Genomic DNA, 19,499 nt, shown 5'->3' on the forward strand with positions numbered 1-19,499 from the left:
GTGCTGGACAACAAGATCATCTCGTCGCCGCAGGTCGACCCGTCCGTGGCCTGTGGGGCCGGCATCACCGGCGGGCGCGGCGCCGGCCGGGGTACGCCGGTCCGTCCCCAGCAGCGCCGTGGTGACGAGGTCCTCCCAGGCGTCCGGGAGGGGTGGGTCCGCAGCGTGCGGCGCCGACGCGGCCGAGGGTGTGGCCGGTACGGAGGTCCTGCTCATGGGCTTCCTTTCCGTCGGACGGCCGGGAGCGGCAGAAGGCGGGTGGGGCCGGCGAGGTGCGGGCGGCTCAGCACAGCGGCACCACCTCGCCCGGTCCCTCCGGCCAGGCCGCCAGCGGGGTGAACCCCTGATGGCCGCACTCGCCGAAGACCGTGACCGGCGCACCGCCGGAGAGGGCGACGAGACGCCACAGGCCGGGACGGGAACGCGCGGTCGCGGTGAGCGGCAGGGCGGCGTCCTCGTCGGCGTCCGCGAGCTGCCAGGAGTCGCCGTCCAGGGCCGGTATCACCCGGTCCAGGGTCACCGGAACGGAGTCCAGCCAGGGGTCGTCGCGCAGCGCGTCACCGTAACGGGCGGCGGCCCGGGTCGTCGTCGTCCCGGGGGGCCGCTCGACCGTGGGGGCGGGCGCCGCGAACCGCTCGCCGAGCGCCGCCCGCGACTGCCCGGTGCCCGGGTGGGCGGACAGCTCCGCGTCCAGGGCCAGACCCACCGGCAGCGCGAGTTCCGGAGCGCGCCCCGCGGCCCCGTAGGAGAGGAGCAGCGCGGTGCGCCGCGAGTCCGTGCCGTACAGCCAGATCCGGCGGGTCGTCAGGCGCGCGTCCGCCGAGTCGTACTGGGCGAGGACCAGCCAGCGGTCCCGCACCGGCGGGCCGGCCGCCGAGGTCGGCAGACCGATGCGGGAGCGGACGGTCGCGGCCAGCCCCTCCGGCAGCCGATCACGGCGCAGCCAGCCCTGATCGAGGAGGTGGAGCAGCGCGCACTCCTCCAGCAGCCGCACCGGCCACCCCGGTCCCGTGCCCGGTATCGCCCCCAACTCCCGGACCCTGGAGGCCAGTCCCTGCGCCTGCGCGTCGACCATGCGGGCCGCCGTCTCCTCCCACAGGCCGTACCCGGACCGCTCCGCCACGGCCAGTCCGCCGCGGAGCAGATCCGTCAGCCGCTGCTCCAGCTCCGACGCACCCGCGGTGACCCGCTCGGCCCGGCGCTCCGCCCTGCGCCGGGCCGCCTCCGGATCGGCGGGTCCGGACGGGGAACCCGGCGGGGCCGCGGCCCCGTTCCGTCCCGCGGGCCCGCGCCTGCCCGTGATCCACTGCCCGGCCCACTCCGGCACCTCCGCCCGCGGCACCGCCCCCTCGTCGCCCGCCCAGAGCAGCAGCAGACCCACAGCGTGCTTGCACGGGAACTTGCGACTCGGGCAACTGCACTTGTACGCGGGCCCGGAGACGTCCGCGATGTCGACCACCGTCCGGTACGGCTTGCTGCCGCTGCCCTCGCACAGCCCCCACACCGCCCCCTCGCCCGAACTGCCGGCCTCGGACCACGGACCGGCCGCGCCGAGTCTGCTTCCCGCTGTGCGCGACGCGAGGTCAGGCGCCAAGGCCAGCACCTGCTCCGCGGTCCAGCGCACCCCCTGCTGAGTCATGTCGTCGAAGGTAGATCCCCCCACTGACAATCGGCCTCGCATGCGCGTCTGCCCAGGTCACAGCGATTGTCAGTGGTGTGGTGCACGGTGGTTGCCAGATCCGAACCGGCCGAGCTGGAGGGGGACTCCGCCATGTCTGTGCCTGTCGAACCGACGTCTGTCGACCCGACATCCGTCGACCCGAGCCGGAACGGCTCCGCGCCCGTGAACGGGGGCGCGAGAAACACCCCGCCCGCGCCCGCGGCCGAGGTGCTGCGGGCGCATGCCGAGGACGCCTTCGCCGCCGAACTCACCGCGCTGGCCGCACAGGACGACCGTCCGCGGCCGGCCCGCTGGAAGCTGTCCCCGTGGGCCGTCGCCACCTACCTGCTCGGCGGCACACTGCCGGACGGCACCGTGATCACACCGAAGTACGTCGGCCCGCGCCGCATCGTCGAGGTCGCCGTCACCACCCTGGCCACCGACCGCGCCCTGCTTCTGCTCGGCGTGCCGGGCACCGCGAAGACCTGGGTGTCCGAGCACCTGGCCGCGGCGGTCAGCGGCGACTCCACCCTGCTGGTCCAGGGGACCGCCGGCACACCCGAGGAGGCCATCCGCTACGGCTGGAACTACGCCCGGCTGCTCGCCCACGGCCCCAGCCGCGACGCCCTCGTGCCCAGCCCCGTCATGCGCGCGATGGCGGAGGGGAAGACGGCCCGCGTCGAGGAACTGACCCGGATCCCGGCCGATGTGCAGGACACACTGATCACGATCCTGTCGGAGAAGACGCTGCCGATACCGGAACTGGGCCAGGAGGTGCAGGCGGTCCGCGGCTTCAACCTGATCGCCACCGCCAACGACCGCGACCGGGGGGTCAACGACCTGTCCAGCGCCCTGCGCCGCCGGTTCAACACCGTGGTGCTGCCGCTGCCCGAGACCCCCGAGGCGGAGGTCGACATCGTCTCGCGCCGGGTGGACCAGATCGGCCGCTCCCTCGACCTGCCGACCGTGCCCGACGGCACCGACGAGATCCGCCGTGTCGTCACCGTCTTCCGCGAACTGCGCGACGGGGTCACCGCCGACGGCCGGACGAAGCTGAAGTCGCCCAGCGGCACCCTGTCGACCGCCGAGGCGATCTCCGTGGTCACGGGCGGGCTGGCGCTGGCGGCCCACTTCGGGGACGGCGTGCTGCGGGCCGGGGACGTCGCGGCGGGCATTCTCGGCGCGGTCGTCCGTGACCCGGCGGCGGACCGCGTCGTCTGGCAGGAGTATCTGGAGACCGTCGTCCGTGAACGCGACGGCTGGAAGGACTTCTACCGGGCCTGCAGGGAGGCAGGCGCGTGAGCGAGGTGGAGCGGGCCGGCGGTGGCCGGGGAGCGGGACCGCTGCTGCTCGGAGTCCGGCACCACGGACCGGGGTCGGCGCGGGCGGTGCGGGCGGCCCTGGAGGAGGCCCGTCCGGGAGTCGTCCTGATCGAGGGCCCGCCCGAGGCGAACGATCTGATTCCGCTCGCCGCGGACGACGGCATGCGTCCGCCGGTCGCCCTGCTCGCCCATGCGGTGGACGAGCCCGGCCGTTCGGCGTTCTGGCCGCTCGCCGCGTTCTCCCCGGAGTGGGTCGCCATCCACTGGGCGCTGGAGCACGGTGCCCCGGCCCGCTTCATCGACCTGCCGGCCACCCACACCCTGGCCTGGGGGAGGGGCGAGGCGAATGACGGAGAGCAGCCGGACGACGGAGAGCGGTCGGACACCGGGCAGCGGACCGATGTGCGGATCGATCCGCTCCGGGTGCTGGCCGAGGCCGCCGGGTACGACGACGCCGAGCGGTGGTGGGAGGACGTCGTCGAGCACCGCGGAGTGGGGGAGGAGGGCGACGTGCTCGCCCCGTTCACCGCGCTGGAGGAGGCCATGACGGAGCTGCGGGAGGTGTACGGCAGCGGGGGACACGACCGGGATCTCGTGCGCGAGGCGTACATGCGGCTCCAGATCCGGGCGGCGCAGCGGGAGTTCGGGGGCGGCGTGGCCGTCGTCTGCGGGGCCTGGCACGTGCCCGCGTTGCGGCGGAAGGCCACCGTCACCGCCGACCGGGCCCTGCTCAGAGGTCTGCCGAAGACCAAGACGGACATGACGTGGGTGCCGTGGACGAACCGCAGGCTGTCCCGGTTCAGCGGATACGGCGCGGGCATCGACTCGCCCGGCTGGTACGGGCATCTGTTCGGCGTGGAGGACCGGCCGGTCGAGCGGTGGATGACGAAGGTGGCGGGGCTGCTGCGCGCCGAGGACCGGACCGTGTCCTCCGCCCATGTCATCGAGGCGGTACGGCTGGCGGAGACGCTCGCCGCGATGCGCGGCCGGCCCCTGCCCGGACTGGGCGAGACGACGGACGCGGTGCGGGCGGTGATGTGCGAGGGCTCCGACGTGCCGCTGGCACTGGTGCACGACCGGCTGATCGTCGGTGACGTGCTCGGCGAGGTGCCGGCGACGGCCCCCGCGGTGCCCCTGCAGCGGGACCTCACCCGGATCCAGCGCCGGCTGCGGCTGAAACCCGAGGCCGCGGAGCGGGAGCTGGAACTCGACCTGCGCAAGGAGACCGACGGGCAGCGCAGCAGGCTGCTGCACCGGCTGCGGTTGCTCGGCATCGGCTGGGGGGAGCCGGCGACCTCGTACGGGAGCACGGGCACGTTCCGGGAGACATGGCGGCTGCGCTGGGAGCCGGAACTGTCCGTGCGGGTCGCCGAGGCCGGGATATGGGGGACGACCGTGCTCGCCGCCGCGACCGCCAGGGTCGAGGCGGACGCCGTCGCGGCGCGGGACCTCGCCGCCGTCACCGGGCTCGCCGAGCACTGCCTCCTGGCCGAACTGCCCGACGCGCTGCCCACGGTGATGCGGATACTCGCCGACCGCGCGGCCCTCGACACGGACGTCGGCCATCTCGCCCAGGCCCTGCCCGCCCTGGTCCGCTCGCTGCGCTACGGCGATGTGCGCGGCACCGGCACCGCGGCGCTGGCCGAGGTCGCCGCCGGGCTGGCGGAGCGGGTTCTGATCGGCCTGCCCCCGGCCTGCGCCGGACTGGACGCGGACGCCGCCGACGAGATGCGGCGCCATCTCGACGCCGTGCACGGGGCGGTGGGGCTCCTCGGCGACGTTCCCGCGCCGGGCCACGGGAACCTGCGCGCCCGCTGGGCGTCGGCACTGCGGAAGCTGGCGACGCGGGGCACCGTGCCCGGTGTCGTACGGGGGCGGGCGGTCCGCCTGCTGCTGGACGACGGGGAACTGGCGCAGGACGAGGCGACCCGGCAGATGGGGCTGGTGCTGTCGTCACCGGGTACGTCCCCGGCGGACGCGGCGGCGTGGATCGAGGGGTTCGTCGGCGGCTCGGGGGGCGGGCTGCTCCTCGTCCACGACGAGCGGCTCCTCGGACTGGTCGACGCGTGGCTGACGGGGGTGCCGGCGGAGGCGTTCACGGACGTACTCCCGCTGCTGCGGCGGACCTTCTCGGCGTACGAGCCCGGGGTGCGGCGCACACTCGGCGAGCTGGTCCGGCGCGGACCGGGGGCACGGGGCGGCGCGGCCGGCGCCGGTTGTGGGACACCCGGCTTCGCGGCCGGCCTCGACACCGGCCGGGCGGACGCGGTCCTGCCCGTGGTGCGGCTGCTGCTGGGGCTGGGACCGGGAGCGGAGGAGGCGGACGGGGGCGGCGAGAACGGGGAGGACGGCGAGGGCGCAGAAGCCGGCCTGGTGGGAGCGGTGCGATGACGGCCACCCGGCCACCGGACGAAGGAGCAAGGGGCGAAGGAGCAGGGGACCGAGGGGGACGTATGACGACAGCGGTGACGGACCCGGCGCAGGAACGGCTGCGACGGTGGCGTCTGGTGCTCGGCGGGGACACGGCGGACGGCACCGGATGCGCGCTGTCCGGCCAGGACGCCGCCATGGACGGAGCGCTCACCGCGCTCTACGGCAAGGGGGACAAACCGCAGACGGGGCGGGAGCGTTCGGCGGGGCTGGGGGCGTCCGCGCCGTCGGTGGCGCGCTGGCTCGGGGACATCCGGACCTACTTCCCCTCCTCCGTCGTCCAGGTCATGCAGCGCGACGCCATCGACCGGCTGGGGCTCGCCACCCTCCTGCTGGAACCGGAGATGCTGGAGGCGGTCGAGGCCGACGTCCATCTCGTGGGCACGCTGATGTCACTCAACAAGGCGATGCCCGACACGACGAAGGAGACGGCACGGGCCGTCGTCCGCAAGGTCGTCGACGAACTGGAGAAGCGGCTCGCCACCCGCACCCGGGCCACTCTCACCGGTGCCCTCGACCGGAGCGCCCGCGTCAGCCGGCCCCGCCACCACGACATCGACTGGAACCGCACGATCGCGGCCAACCTCAAGCACTACCTCCCCGAGCACCGGACGGTCGTGCCCGAGCGGCTCATCGGCTACGGGCGTGCCGGGCAGTCCGTGAAGAAGGAAGTCGTCCTCTGCGTCGACCAGTCCGGGTCGATGGCGGCGTCCGTCGTCTACGCCTCGGTGTTCGGGGCGGTGCTCGCGTCCATGCGGTCCGTCAGCACGCGGCTCGTCGTGTTCGACACGGCGGTGGTCGACCTCACGGAGCAACTCGACGACCCCGTCGACGTGATCTTCGGTACCCGGCTCGGCGGGGGCACGGACATCAACCGGGCGCTGGCGTACTGCCAGTCGCAGATCACCCGGCCCGCGGAGACGGTGGTCGTACTGATCAGCGACCTCTACGAGGGGGGCATACGCGACGAGATGCTCAAGCGGGTCGCGGCGATGAAGGCGTCGGGGGTGCAGTTCGTGACGCTGCTGGCGCTGTCCGACGAGGGGGCGCCCGCCTACGACCGGGAGCACGCGGCGGCCCTCGCCGCGCTGGGCGCGCCGGCGTTCGCCTGCACGCCCGACCTGTTCCCGGAGGTGATGGCCGCGGCGATCGAGAAGCGGCCGCTGCCGATACCGGATCCGGTGTGAGGAACGAAGAGGAGGAAAGGGAGGGGGAGGGAGGGGGGAGGGGCGGTTTGTCGATCCGTCGTCGTCCGACTCGGTTGGGCAAAGGCGGACAAGACGCCCCATCGGTGAGAGAGGGCTTGCGCATCCTCGGGAGTCGCATGCGAGGATCTACGGCGCTTGATGCCTGAGGCATCGAGTTTCCCTCATGTACCGCCGTCCACGAGAAACCTTCCTCCCTTGACCTGGTCAGCCCTCCTGCCCGGTGCCGCTCCGCGCGCGATGCGTACGGCGGCCGGCAGGCGTGCGCTGCGCCTGGTGTTCCTGGTAGGCGCGGTGCTCGTGCTCGGCGTGCTGTGCGGGGAGCGGGCCCAGGCGGCGGACGGCGGCGGCAGCCCGGTGAACACCTCCTCCGCTTCTCCGGTCACTGGTGCGGTGGTGTCGGTTTCGGGGTCGGTGGGTGAGTCGGTCGTGACCCCGGTCGCCGATCGGCTGGGTGGGGTGGTCGCCGACCTGACCGAGGTGTCCGAGAAGGTGCTCCCGGTACCGTCTCTGCCTTCACGCCCGCAGGTTCCCGCCCTGCCGACCTTGCCCGGTCCGACGCAGCCCGCGCCCCTTCCGCAGCTCCCGGGGCTGCCCGAGACCCCGGTGGAGCCCCGGCTCCCGGGACTGCCCGCCGTGCCGCCCGACGCACCGGACGCGCAGGACGCACCGGACACACCGGACGCGCCGGACACCCTCCCGGCGCCGTCCACTCAGCCGGAAGCCCCCGAGCCACCGGCGACCGACGCCTCCACCACGCGGCCCGAAACCCCGGAGGTCGCCACGCACGGCCCGGACGTCGGAGGGGCCGGCGCAGGCCTCGCCGTCGACCCGCTGCCGCACGACGACACCGAGCGCCGCGCCACATCCCCCGCGCCGCACACCGACCCGGTCCCGGCGCCCCACGCCCACGGTGGAAGCCCGGACGGCGCGACGGGCCACCGCTCCGCGGCGGACCACGGCACACCACGCCACGGCGACGCGCACGCCGTCACCCCGAGTCACCGTCTCCGCGTCCGGCTCGTGCCCGGCGCCACCGCGTCCACCGAGGCGGCCGAGACCCGGGACCGGTACCAGGACGTCCCGGTCTCTCCCGCCTAGGCAGCTTCCCCGCGGGCAGGCCGCGCGCTGCGCAGGCCCCTCACCGGCTGCCTGGACGCGAGCGCACCCCACATCCGTACGAGCGTCCTGCATCCGCACGCCTCGTACATCCCGTACGCCCCACACCACTCGTACGTCCCGTGCACCTCGTACGTGCGGCACCTGACTCTCGAGTAATGAAAGCTCCCCGGGGGTATCCGGATCCGGACGGCCGAACGCCATCGGCTGGTCCGGCCGCAACCCCGTGGACGGGGTGGCCGGCCCCCATTGGGGTGGGGGCCGGCCACCCCGCACTCCGGAGAGCAGGGACGTCGTTCCTGCCCGGGTGCACGGCGGGCCTCACCGGGCCAACCCCAGCCCGGTGAGGCCCCATATCAATGGCACGCTGTGTCACTGTTTGCGGCATCATGTGACAGGTATCACCGCTCATGTGTGACGCGCGATTTAGAGACACCTTGCAACCGGGGCTAACCTGCGAGACGGACATGCCGCGCGCTCGGACACCGTGTGCGCCCCCTCTGTGACACTGCGGACGTAGTCACGTTGCCCTTCGCGGCACGCCCACGCATCCAACGAATCGCGAATCACTGATAGGGACGGAAGCGCGTGGACCTGTTCGAGTACCAGGCGAGGGACCTCTTCGCCAAGCACGATGTACCGGTGCTGGCCGGTGAAGTCATCGACACGCCTGAGGCGGCGCGCGAGATCACCGAGCGTCTGGGCGGCAAGTCCGTCGTCAAGGCCCAGGTGAAGGTCGGTGGACGCGGCAAGGCCGGTGGTGTGAAGCTGGCGGCCACCCCGGACGAGGCCGTCGCCCGTGCGACGGACATTCTCGGGATGGACATCAAGGGCCACACGGTCCACAAGGTGATGATCGCCGAGACCGCTCCGGAGATCGTCGAGGAGTACTACGTCTCCTTCCTCCTCGACCGTGCCAACCGCACGTTCCTCTCCATCGCGTCCGTCGAGGGCGGCATGGACATCGAGGAGGTGGCGGCCACCCGTCCGGAGGCCGTCGCCAAGACGCCGGTGGACGCCAACGAGGGCGTGACCCCCGAGAAGGCGCGCGAGATCGTCGAGGCCGCGAACTTCCCGGCCGAGGTGGCCGACAAGGTCGCCGACGTCCTCGTCACCCTGTGGAAGACCTTCATCGCCGAGGACGCGCTCCTCGTCGAGGTCAACCCGCTGGCCAAGGTCGCCTCCGGTGACGTCCTCGCCCTCGACGGCAAGGTCACCCTGGACGACAACGCCGAGTTCCGTCACCCCGACCACGAGGCGCTCCACGACAAGGCCGCGGCCAACCCGCTCGAGGCCGCCGCCAAGGAGAAGAACCTCAACTACGTCAAGCTCGACGGCGAGGTCGGCATCATCGGCAACGGCGCGGGGCTCGTGATGAGCACCCTGGACGTCGTCGCCTACGCCGGTGAGGCGCACGGCGGCGTCAAGCCCGCCAACTTCCTCGACATCGGTGGCGGCGCCTCCGCCGCCGTCATGGCGAACGGCCTGGAGATCATCCTCGGCGACCCGGACGTCAAGTCCGTGTTCGTCAACGTCTTCGGTGGCATCACCGCCTGTGACGAGGTCGCCAACGGCATCGTGCAGGCGCTGCAGCTGCTCGCGGACCGGGGCGAGGAAGTCACCAAGCCTCTGGTCGTGCGTCTGGACGGCAACAACGCCGAACTGGGTCGCAGGATCCTCTCCGACGCCAACCACCCGCTGGTGCAGCGCGTGGACACCATGGACGGCGCGGCCGACAAGGCCGCCGAGCTCGCGGCCGCGAAGTAAGGGACGAGGGACACCACAGCCATGGCTATCTTCCTCAACAAGGACAGCAAGGTCATCGTCCAGGGCATGACCGGTGCCACGGGCATGAAGCACACCAAGCTCATGCTGGCCGACGGCACGAACATCGTCGGCGGTGTGAACCCGCGCAAGGCCGGCACCTCCGTCGACATCGACGGCAACGACATCCCGGTCTTCGGCACGGTCGCCGAGGCGATGGAGAAGACGGGCGCGAACGTATCCGTCCTCTTCGTACCGCCGGCCTTCGCGAAGTCCGCCGTCGTCGAGGCGATCGACGCCGAGATCCCGCTCGCGGTCGTCATCACCGAGGGCATCGCCGTCCACGACTCGGCCGCGTTCTACGCGTACGCCGTGGAGAAGGGCGACAAGACCCGGATCATCGGCCCCAACTGCCCGGGCCTGATCAGCCCCGGCCAGTCGAACGCCGGCATCATCCCGGGCGACATCACCAAGCCGGGCCGGATCGGCCTGGTCTCGAAGTCCGGCACGCTGACGTACCAGATGATGTACGAGCTTCGGGACATCGGCTTCTCCTCGGCCGTCGGCATCGGTGGCGACCCGGTCATCGGCACGACGCACATCGACGCGCTGGCCGCGTTCGAGGCCGACCCCGACACCGACCTGATCGTGATGATCGGTGAGATCGGCGGCGACGCGGAGGAGCGGGCCGCGGCCTACATCGCGGAGAACGTGAAGAAGCCGGTCGTCGGCTACGTCGCGGGCTTCACCGCGCCCGAGGGCAAGACCATGGGCCACGCCGGCGCCATCGTCTCCGGTTCGTCCGGCACCGCCCAGGCGAAGAAGGAGGCCCTCGAGGCCGCGGGCGTCAAGGTGGGCAAGACGCCGACCGAGACGGCCAAGCTGGCGCGCGAGCTCCTCGCGGGCTGAGCGACCGCAGAACACGGGTGGGCCCGTCCCCTCAGGGGGACGGGCCCACCCGTCGTTTCCGGCAGCGTCACCCGTCACCTCGTCACCCCGTCGGCCGGTCACCGCGGCTGCGGTGCCAGCCGTTGCGGGCCGTGCTGCAGTTCCTCCCGGAGTTTGCTCCGCAGCTCCCGTTGCCTGTCCGAGAGGGGGCCCGGGGCCATCTGCGGCGGCACCCCCTGGACGGTCTCCCCGGGCGGTGGCGGCGGGTCGTAGCGCGTGGGTGCCGTGGCCAGGGTGAACGCGGTGACGCCGATCAGGGCAACCGTGAAGGCGATGACGGCCCGGGTCCAGAACCGGGCCCTGCGCTCGCTGCCGTCCCGCACCTCCGGCGGCTTGGCGGACCGCAGGTGCTCGGAGGAGGCCAGCTCGGCCAGCCGTTCGTGCAGCACCCGCGGATCCGACAACTCCGGCAGCCGGGCCGCGACGACCTCGTGCGCGTGCAGCAGCCGGCTCGCGGCCGCCCGCGTGCTGGCCTCCGTCTCCGCCGCGGTCTCCGGAAGATCGAGGCCGACACCGTCATAGAGCACGAGCGTGCGGCGGTACGGCGGTGGCAGGTGCAGCAGGACGTCCAGCAGCTCCCGGTCGGACGGCTCCGCGAGCGGCGGTTCCGGGCGCCGGTGGCGGGGCCGGAACCGGTGCCACGGGGACAGCGCCCACTCGTGCGCCGCCGCACGCACCCAACCGGCCGGATCGCGGTCGCGGGCCACTTCGGGCCAGCGGTCCCAGGCCAGTTGGAAGGCCCGCTCGACCGATTCGCGCGCCAGCCCGCGGCGACCGGACAGCAGATACGCCTGCCGTACGAGCGCCGGGGCGCAGAAGGCGTACAGGGCGTCGAAGGCCTGAGCGGGCGTCAGGGCGGAAGGGACGCAGCCCTCCTGGCCGGACGGGGCGAGGGCCGGCTCGGGATGTTCTGCGCATTCAGGGTATTCGGTGAACTCAAGGTACTCAGGATGTTCGAGGGGCCGACCGGGCCGCTCGGACCGCCTGGGCCGCCCCGTGGGCGTGGGTGCCGTCGTGGCCGTCAGCAGTTTCGCGTACGTCTCCCGCTTCCGGCCGTGCGGTGTGCTGCGGCCGGACTCCCACGCACGCACCGTCTCGCGGCTGACGCCGATCCGCTTCGCGAGCTGAGCCTGCGTCAGCGAGCGGGATTCACGCAGGCGTCGCCGTTCCTCGGGCGAGGGGAGGGGGGTGGCGGGGCTCCGTGTCACAGGACGCCCCTTCGCACAAGAAGGCACATAAGGTTATATTGAGCGACACAGCGGTGCTTCGCCCGTTACATGGGGAAAGCGCGTGTCGTTGGGAGCATGACGGGTGTGACCCAGACGACTGCCCGCCGATCGACGCCGGCCCTGCTGCTCACCCGGATGCGTGACCACTCGCCCGGACTGACCTCCGGTCTCCTCGGTGGCGCTCTCGCCGCGGGACTCGGACTCGCCGCGTTCGCCATGCTCGTGATCCTGCTGTGGATCAGCTCGCCCTACCCCGACGGCGGACCTGACGGCGCGCTGCACATCGCGGCGGCGCTGTGGCTGCTGGCGCACGGCACCGAGCTGATCCGTACCGACACACTCTCCGGGGTGCCGGCGCCCCTGGGCGTTTCGCCGTTGCTGCTGCTCACGGTCCCGGTGTGGCTGCTGCACCGGGCGGCCCGCGACGCCACGGACGGGGACGCGCCGGACGACGCTCCGCTCGTCGACGGCCCGACCGCATGGGCGGGCGTCGTCCTCGGCTACCTGGCCGTCGGTGCGCCCGCCGCTCTCTACGCCGCGGGTGGTGAACTGCGGCCCGCGTGGGCGTCGGCGGGCGTGTGCGTTCCGCTGGTCGCCGTGCTGGCCGCGGGCGTGGGGGTGTGGCGGGCCTACGGCTGCCCCAGTGGACCGCTGGAACGGGCCATGGGGGCACTGCTGCCGAGGGGGGTGCGTCATCTGCTCCTCGGCCCGGACGGACGCCTCGGGGTCGCGGCACGCGCGGCGGCGGCCGGGGTCGCGGTGCTCGGCGGCGGCGGGGCACTGCTGCTGACGGTGTCGCTGGTGTGGCACGGCGGGGAAACCCAGGCGGCCTTTCTGCGGCTGACGGAGGGTTGGTCGGGGCGGGCCGCGGTGCTGCTGCTCGGCGTCATGCTGCTGCCGAACGCGGCGGTGTGGGCGGCGGCCTACGCGCTGGGCCCCGGGTTCCTCCTCGGGGCCGGCACCGCCGTGACCCCGTTCGCCTCCACGCCGGCTCCGCTGCTGCCCGCCTTCCCGCTGCTGGCGGCGGTGCCGGACGCGGGCCCGGGAACGCCGGTGAACTGGGCGGCCGGAGCAGTGCCGTTGGCGGCCGGTGTGGTGACGGGGTGGTTCGTCGGGAAGGGCGCCACGGCGACCGGGCGCCCGGCGCCGGCGGAAGGGGAGGGCCGGCGGTCGGGGCGCGCGCCGGACGCGGCCTGGTCGTGGAGCCGGACGGTCGGCGCCGCCGGGATGGCGGCGGTGTTGTGCGCGGCCCTGCTGGCGCTGTCCGCCGCGCTGGCGGGCGGGCCGATGGGGGTCGCGGCGCTCTCCCGCTTCGGGCCGGTGTGGTGGCAGACGGGAGGTGCGACGCTGGTGTGGATCGGGCTGGTGGCGACGGCGACGGCCCTGGTGGTACGGGCACTGCGGTGCCGCACGCCTCGGGAGGAACCGGCGGAACGGGCACCGGTGAGGGCATGGGCGCGGGCGCCGAGGATGCCGAGGATCGGCGGGCCGCGCAGGCGGCCACCGGAGGACGAGGCGCGCACGACGGGCGCGCGACGGCCCCGGGACGCCTCCGGCCCCTACGACTTCCTGCCCGCGGACCCCGCCCCGGCCGGGCCCGGTGCTCTCCCGACCCCCGGAGCTCCCGCGGTTCCCCCCGCGCCCCGCGCTCCCGAACCCCCCGAACACACCTGAGCCGCCCCCTGTGCTGTGAGGGGGCGGCTCAGGTGTGTGGGAGCGGCTTTCGGCAGGCCTCTCAGTCGGCCGTCCCGAGGAAGTTCCGGAGTTCGTCCGGCAGGAGGGTGTTGCAGGACTGCTTGGCCTCCTGGGTCAGGGCGTCCTGCGTACAGGTGTAGTAGTCCCGGTACACCAGCTGTGCCGTGAAATTGGCGGCGACCAGGGCGAGCGCCAGGGAGGCCGTGACCAGCCCGCTCACCGCGGCCGTGGTCTGCGGACGGCCCGTCTGGGCCGGTGCCGGGGAGTCGGGGTCGGAGGCCGCGCGGGGCTTGGCGCGCAGGGCGCTGATCGCCCAGTACAGGGCGAGCGCGCCCAGCAGCAGCGCGACGTAGGGCCAGCTGAACAGAGCGAAGAAGAAGGCCCACATGCCGGACAGCAGGGAGTAACGCGCCCGGCGCTGGACCGGGTCCGTCGGGTCCCAGCGCGGTCCGGGACCCTGGGGGCCGCCGTTCCCGCCGCTCTGTCCCTCCGGGCTGCGCGGGCGATCGCCGAAGCCGCCCGAGGAACGACCGGGCTGCCGGTCACTCCACCGCCCGCCCCACGGGGAGCGGCCGCCGTCTGCCCGGCCGCCACCGTCACCGCCCTCGTCGCCGGACGGGTGCCGGGGCTGCCAGGGCTGGTCGGGGGTCCCCTCCGGGGGCGGCGCGAACGGGTTGCTCTCCTCGGAGCCACGGCGCCGCTCGCCGCCGCCGCCCTCGTCCCGGGGCGTCTCGGGCGGCGAGGAGTGGCGCTCCCGCAGCAGCACGGCGCCACGCTCCCCTCCCTGTGCCGACGGCTGGGGGAACGTGAGGAATCGCAGGCTGCGGTCCGGCATCAAGTGAGCGTCTTCCCCTTTTAACGAAGTGCGACTGATCGAGTACGGCTGACTACGGACGACTTCCACGGCTGAGCCGGAGTGTTCCGTCCGTTCTCCGGTCCCGGGTCCCCTCCTGGGAACGCTTGGTGCACAGGAGGCGTTCCCGGGCGACTCGAGCGTTCCCGGACGTCCGGGAACGCTCCCGGACCGGCTCTTCCCAGACGCTACCTTCCAGCCACGCCCCCGTCCCGTGAGGGCCGCCCAGTGTGCCGGTATCGTTGCTGACGGTCGGCCGCTTCGTAGGCTTCCCCGTATCCGGGGGAGTGAAGCATTCGTACGAATACACAAAGCGCTGTGCCTCCGACCGCACGAGCGCTCCCGAGAAAGGGCCCCACCGTGGCCGCCAAGCCCGTGGCCGAGCGCCCCAGGCGCCTCGTCGTGCTGGTCTCCGGATCCGGCACCAACCTGCAGGCGCTCCTCGACGAGATCGCCGCCACCGGCACCGAGGCGTACGGAGCCGAGATCGTGGCCGTCGGCGCCGACCGTGAGGGCATCGAGGGGCTCGCCCGCGCCGAGCGCGCCGGGCTGCCGACCTTCGTGTGCCGGGTCAAGGACTTCGCCGGCCGCCAGGAGTGGGACGCGGCGCTCGCCGAGGCGGTCTCCGCCCACGAGCCCGACCTCGTGGTGTCCGCCGGGTTCATGAAGATCGTGGGCAAGGAGTTCCTCGCGCGCTTCGGCGGGCGGTTCGTCAACACCCACCCCGCCCTGCTGCCCAGTTTTCCCGGAGCCCACGGCGTACGGGACGCGCTCGCGTACGGCGCCAGGGTCACCGGCTGCACCGTCCACTTCGTCGACGACGGTGTCGACACCGGGCCGATCATCGCGCAGGGCGTGGTGGAGGTCCGGGACGAGGACGACGAGAGCGCGCTGCATGAGCGCATCAAGGAAGTCGAGCGAAGGCTGCTCGTCGAGGTCGTGGGGCGGCTCGCCCGCAACGGCTATCGGATCGAGGGACGAAAGGTAGTTATCCAGTGACCGCCGAGAGCAACAAGCGGGCCATCCGACGGGCGCTCGTCAGCGTCTACGACAAGACCGGGCTCGAGGAGCTCGCCCGTGGCCTGCACGAGGCGGGCGTCGAACTCGTCTCCACCGGGTCCACGGCCGGCCGCATCTCCGCCGCGGGCGTCCCCGTCACCAAGGTCGAGGAGCTGACCGGCTTCCCCGAGTGCCTGGACGGCCGGGTCAAGACCCTGCACCCGAAGGTGCACGCCGGCATCCTCGCCGACCTGCGCCTCGACAGCCACCGGCAGCAGCTCGGCGAGCTGGGCGTGCAGCCGTTCGACCTGGTCGTGGTCAACCTCTACCCGTTCCGCGAGACCGTCGCCTCGGGTGCGACGCCCGACGAGTGCGTGGAGCAGATCGACATCGGCGGCCCCTCCATGGTCCGCGCCGCCGCCAAGAACCACCCGTCCGTCGCCGTGGTCACCGACCCCGCCCGGTACGCCGACGTCCTGTCCGCCGTCCGCGACGGCGGCTTCGACCTCACCACCCGCAAACGCCTGGCCGCGGAGGCCTTCCGGCACACGGCCGCGTACGACGTGGCGGTCGCCTCCTGGTTCGCCTCCGACTACGCCCCCGTCGACGAGTCGGAGTTCCCCGACTTCCTCGGCGCCACCTGGGAGCGCAAGAACACCCTGCGCTACGGCGAGAACCCGCACCAGCCCGCCGCTCTGTACGTCTCCGGCACCGGCGGCCTCGCCGAGGCCGAGCAGCTGCACGGCAAGGAGATGTCGTACAACAACTACACGGACACCGACGCCGCGCTGCGTGCCGCGTACGACCACGCCGAGCCGGCCGTCGCGATCATCAAGCACGCCAACCCGTGCGGCATCGCGACCGGCGCGGACGTCGCCGAGGCGCACCGCAAGGCGCACGCCTGTGACCCGCTGTCCGCGTTCGGCGGCGTGATCGCGGTCAACCGGCCGGTGTCCAAGGAGATGGCCGAGCAGGTCGCGGAGATCTTCACCGAGGTCATCGTCGCGCCGGACTACGAGGAGGGCGCCCTCGAGGCCCTCGGCAAGAAGAAGAACATCCGCGTGCTGCGCGCCCCCGCGGCCCCGGCCGCCCCCGTCGAGGTGAAGCCGATCGACGGCGGTGCCCTGCTCCAGGTCACCGACCGCCTCCAGGCCGAGGGCGACGACCCGGCCACCTGGACGCTGGCCAGCGGCGAGGCCCTCTCCGAGGCGGAGCTGGCCGAGCTGGCCTTCGCGTGGCGGGCCTGCCGGGCCGTGAAGTCCAACGCGATCCTGCTCGCCAAGGACGGCGCCTCGGTCGGCGTCGGCATGGGCCAGGTCAACCGCGTCGACTCCGCGAAGCTGGCGGTGGAACGGGCCGGCGCCGAGCGCGCCCGGGGTGCCTATGCCGCCTCGGACGCCTTCTTCCCCTTCCCGGACGGCCTGGAGATCCTCACCGAGGCGGGCGTCAAGGCCGTGGTCCAGCCGGGCGGTTCGGTCCGTGACGAGCAGGTCGTCGAGGCGGCGAAGAAGGCCGGCGTGACGATGTACTTCACGGGCACGCGCCACTTCTTCCACTGACGGATCGTCCGCCCGGCCGCTCACACGGGCGACCGGGTGGACGCACCCCCTGCTTGTCCACCTCGTACCGGCCGGCCTCGGGGACACCACGGGCGCGCCGGCCCGGGCCGGCGACGGCCCCCTGCCGCTTCCGCCGTTTCCGGATCCGCTCGCCCCGGACGCGCCGAGGGCCGTGCCCCACCCGTTCGGGGAGACACGGCCCTCGGAGGCGGTGTGCTCGGGTCGGTCGCCCTCAGTAGCGCGGGCGGTTGAACCAGCCGCTGCCCGCGGCGTTGCCGACGAACACGGCGATCAGGATCGCCAGCACCGTGTGGATCAGGCCCACGAAGATGAAGGGGTAGATGCCGAGGATGGCGGTGATGATGCCGAAGATCAGCGCGGTGACGCGGACACCGTTGCCGCCCTTGCCGAACTTGACGGCCAGCACGAGCGCGAACACGCCCCACGCCAGCGCGAACAGGGCCAGACCCCAGAGCAGGCCGGACGAGTAGTCGGAGAGCTGCTCGAACGCGGGCTCCTCACTCAGCGCCGGGTCGTTCTTCGCGGCTTCCACGCCCGCGGCACTGATCGCGAACAGCGCCACGCCGATGAGTTGCAGGCCCACGATGACCCACAGCAGCACACGTGCCGTGCTCACCGTTCCCGGCATGGACGTCGGTATCGGGGCACCGGGGTAGGCGCCCACCGGCGGCGCCGCCGGATAGCCGTACCCCTGCTGGGGCTGCTGGGGCTGCTGGGGATAGCCGTACCCGGGGGCGGCAGGGGGCTGCTGGCCCTGCGGCGGCTGTCCGTAGGGGTTGTTCGGGTCGCCGAAACTCATGGCGCTTCTTCCTCCGTTGTCGCTGCGGGTGCGGGGACGACGCGGGGCGCAGTTCGGAGGAAGTTCTGCAGACGCGGTCCGTCCCCCCGGTTCTTGCCCGCGGCACCGTGTCGTTCATCGTTCTTGACCGATCTGCCGATTGTCCAGCCGCAGGCGGTATGTGTTGTGCAAGTGCAACATTGCTGATCTTGGCCGGATACAGGTGAAACATGACCGGTCCGAGGGTGGACTGAGGGTGAAATGTGGGATTGCGAACCCCGCGGTCGCCGGGGACGAGCCGGGGACGCGTCCGGAACGCGGGCGGAGCGCGGTCGCAGCACGGGCTGAGCGCGTCCGGAGTGCGGGCCGAACGCGCGCGGATTGGAACCGGGGCCCGGTCATCCGCGAGGATGGGTCCATGACCGCCCAGATTCTCGATGGCAAGGCCACCGCAGCAGCGATCAAGTCCGATCTGACCGCCCGCGTGGCGGCGCTGAAGGAGAAGGGCGTCACGCCCGGCCTCGGCACGATCCTCGTCGGCAACGATCCCGGCAGCCAGAAGTACGTCGCGGGCAAGCACCGCGACTGCGCCCAGGTCGGCATCGCCTCCATCCAGCGGGAGCTGCCCGACACGGCCACGCAGGAGGAGATCGAGGCGGTCGTCCGCGACCTGAACGAGGACCCGGCCTGCACCGGATACATCGTCCAGCTGCCGCTGCCCAAGGGCATCGACGAGAACCGCATCCTCGAACTCATGGACCCGGACAAGGACGCCGACGGTCTCCACCCGATGAACCTCGGCCGCCTCGTCCTGAACGAGCCCGCCCCGCTGCCCTGCACCCCCAACGGTGTCCTCACCCTGCTGCGCCGCTACGGCGTGGAGATCAAGGGCGCCGAGGTCGTGGTCGTCGGCCGCGGAGTGACCATCGGCCGCCCGATGCCGCTGCTGCTGACCCGGCGCAGCGAGAACGCCACCGTGACCCAGTGCCACACCGGTACCCGCGACCTGTCGGCGCACCTGAAGCGCGCGGACATCATCGTCGCCGCCGCCGGCTCCGCCCATCTCGTCCGCGCGGAGGACGTCAAGCCCGGCGCGGCCGTCCTGGACGTCGGGGTCTCCCGCAACGCCGAGGGCAAGATCGTGGGTGACGTCCACCCGGACGTGGCCGAGGTGGCCGGCTGGGTCTCCCCGAACCCCGGCGGTGTCGGCCCGATGACCCGGGCCCAGCTGCTGGTCAACGTGGTGGAGGCGGCGGAGCGCAGTGTCGGCTGACAGCGAGGCCCGCGAGTCGCGGGCACCCGGGTCGGAGCCGGAGCCGACGCCGGAGCAGCCTCAGGCACCGGAGCCGGCGCAGGCCGAGACCGGCACGGTCCCCGACCTCGCCGAGGCCCCCGATCCCGTCAGCGCGCCCGACGCCGAGGGGAAGCCGCGGCGTACCACCCGCCGCTTCCCGCGGTTCACCAGGGACACCGCCCGCCCGGAGGGCGGTGGCCGGGCCGCCCCCGGCGACGCCCCCGCGCCCGCCAGGCAGTGGCCGATCCTCGCCGTGCTGCTCACGGCCGGCCTCGGCCTGCTGCTGACCGTGTTCGACCTGTTCCGGATCGGCACGCTGCTGATCGGTGTGGCGCTGCTGGCGGGCGGTGTGCTCCGCTGGGCGCTGCCGGACGTCGGCATGCTCGCCGTGCGCTCCCGCTTCACGGACATCGTCACGTACGGCGTGCTGGGACTGGTGATCGTGCTGCTGGCGCTGATGGTGCAGCCCAGGCCGTTGCTGGAGATCCCGTTCCTGGAGGACACCCTGCACTTCACGGTCAGCGGCCAGTGGTCGGGGCCTGTCCCGGGATGATCCGGGGAATCCGGGGGACGTAGCGGAACGGTCACTTCCGTGCCACAGCGCCCGGACAGCCGTTGAACAG

The 19,499-nt window shown here is 73.0% G+C and carries 16 protein-coding genes; 11 read left to right on the forward strand and 5 right to left on the reverse strand.

The window, feature by feature from the left end; all coding sequences use genetic code 11:
• On the reverse strand, positions 1–216 hold a 216-nt coding region (locus JL475_RS17930; protein ID WP_202278731.1), incomplete at its 3' end, for a hypothetical protein.
• A 67-nt stretch (positions 217–283) separates the two neighbouring features.
• The gene (locus tag JL475_RS17935) at positions 284–1,639 is read right to left on the reverse strand and encodes an SWIM zinc finger family protein (protein ID WP_202278732.1); all 1,356 of its coding nucleotides are present in this window, start codon (positions 1,637–1,639) and stop codon (positions 284–286) included.
• 132 nt (positions 1,640–1,771) lie between these two features.
• Between JL475_RS17935 and JL475_RS17940 the strand changes: the two genes are divergently transcribed.
• From JL475_RS17940 to sucD, 6 genes are all read left to right on the forward strand, one after another.
• Positions 1,772–2,962 (forward strand): AAA family ATPase, encoded by a 1,191-nt coding sequence (locus JL475_RS17940; RefSeq protein WP_202278733.1) that lies wholly within the window; start codon positions 1,772–1,774, stop codon positions 2,960–2,962.
• Complete coding sequence (locus JL475_RS17945) at positions 2,959–5,373, forward strand: DUF5682 family protein (RefSeq protein ID WP_202278734.1); 2,415 nt, start codon at positions 2,959–2,961, stop codon at positions 5,371–5,373. The genes JL475_RS17940 and JL475_RS17945 overlap by 4 nt, the downstream gene beginning before the upstream one ends.
• Positions 5,374–5,435: 62 nt before the next feature.
• Positions 5,436–6,599, forward strand: a complete 1,164-nt coding sequence (locus tag JL475_RS17950) for a VWA domain-containing protein (RefSeq protein WP_202278735.1) — start codon at positions 5,436–5,438, stop codon at positions 6,597–6,599.
• A 216-nt stretch (positions 6,600–6,815) separates the two neighbouring features.
• Positions 6,816–7,718, forward strand: a complete 903-nt coding sequence (locus JL475_RS17955) for a hypothetical protein (protein WP_202278736.1) — start codon at positions 6,816–6,818, stop codon at positions 7,716–7,718.
• Between the two features lie 606 nt (positions 7,719–8,324).
• Entirely contained in the window at positions 8,325–9,503 is a 1,179-nt protein-coding gene (gene sucC, locus JL475_RS17960) for an ADP-forming succinate--CoA ligase subunit beta (RefSeq protein ID WP_202278737.1), read from the forward strand.
• Between the two features lie 21 nt (positions 9,504–9,524).
• Positions 9,525–10,409, forward strand: coding sequence for a succinate--CoA ligase subunit alpha (gene sucD, locus JL475_RS17965; RefSeq protein WP_202278738.1), 885 nt, complete (start codon positions 9,525–9,527; stop codon positions 10,407–10,409).
• 98 nt (positions 10,410–10,507) lie between these two features.
• Here the strand turns inward: sucD and JL475_RS17970 are convergent, their stop codons facing one another.
• Positions 10,508–11,656 (reverse strand): helix-turn-helix domain-containing protein, encoded by a 1,149-nt coding sequence (locus tag JL475_RS17970; RefSeq protein WP_202278739.1) that lies wholly within the window; start codon positions 11,654–11,656, stop codon positions 10,508–10,510.
• Between the two features lie 96 nt (positions 11,657–11,752).
• On the opposite strand from JL475_RS17970, the gene JL475_RS17975 reads away from it, so the two are divergent.
• On the forward strand, positions 11,753–13,351 hold the full coding sequence (locus JL475_RS17975) for a DUF6350 family protein (RefSeq protein WP_237407483.1): 1,599 nt from the start codon (positions 11,753–11,755) through the stop codon (positions 13,349–13,351).
• A gap of 61 nt (positions 13,352–13,412) precedes the next feature.
• Here the strand turns inward: JL475_RS17975 and JL475_RS17980 are convergent, their stop codons facing one another.
• Positions 13,413–14,207, reverse strand: coding sequence for a hypothetical protein (locus JL475_RS17980; protein WP_202278741.1), 795 nt, complete (start codon positions 14,205–14,207; stop codon positions 13,413–13,415).
• A 378-nt stretch (positions 14,208–14,585) separates the two neighbouring features.
• Here JL475_RS17980 and purN point away from each other — a divergent pair, with 378 nt between their 5' ends.
• Both purN and purH read left to right on the forward strand, forming a co-directional pair.
• Positions 14,586–15,224, forward strand: coding sequence for a phosphoribosylglycinamide formyltransferase (purN, locus tag JL475_RS17985; RefSeq protein WP_202278742.1), 639 nt, complete (start codon positions 14,586–14,588; stop codon positions 15,222–15,224).
• Positions 15,221–16,783 carry a bifunctional phosphoribosylaminoimidazolecarboxamide formyltransferase/IMP cyclohydrolase gene (gene purH / locus JL475_RS17990; protein WP_202278743.1) on the forward strand — a complete coding sequence of 521 codons (1,563 nt, stop codon included), beginning with the start codon at positions 15,221–15,223 and terminating at the stop codon, positions 16,781–16,783. Before purN ends, purH begins: the two co-directional genes overlap by 4 nt.
• A 232-nt stretch (positions 16,784–17,015) precedes the next feature.
• Here the strand turns inward: purH and JL475_RS17995 are convergent, their stop codons facing one another.
• Positions 17,016–17,603, reverse strand: a complete 588-nt coding sequence (locus JL475_RS17995) for a hypothetical protein (RefSeq protein WP_202278744.1) — start codon at positions 17,601–17,603, stop codon at positions 17,016–17,018.
• A 397-nt stretch (positions 17,604–18,000) separates the two neighbouring features.
• Between JL475_RS17995 and JL475_RS18000 the strand changes: the two genes are divergently transcribed.
• Complete coding sequence (locus JL475_RS18000; protein WP_202278745.1) at positions 18,001–18,855, forward strand: bifunctional methylenetetrahydrofolate dehydrogenase/methenyltetrahydrofolate cyclohydrolase; 855 nt, start codon at positions 18,001–18,003, stop codon at positions 18,853–18,855.
• A complete protein-coding gene (locus JL475_RS18005; protein ID WP_202278746.1) occupies positions 18,845–19,429 on the forward strand; it encodes a DUF3017 domain-containing protein in 585 nt (194 codons plus the stop codon). Before JL475_RS18000 ends, JL475_RS18005 begins: the two co-directional genes overlap by 11 nt.
• The last annotated feature ends 70 nt before the right edge of the window (positions 19,430–19,499 follow it).

The organism is Streptomyces sp. M2CJ-2 (genome assembly GCF_016757295.1).
Classification (GTDB): Bacteria; Actinomycetota; Actinomycetes; order Streptomycetales; family Streptomycetaceae; genus Streptomyces.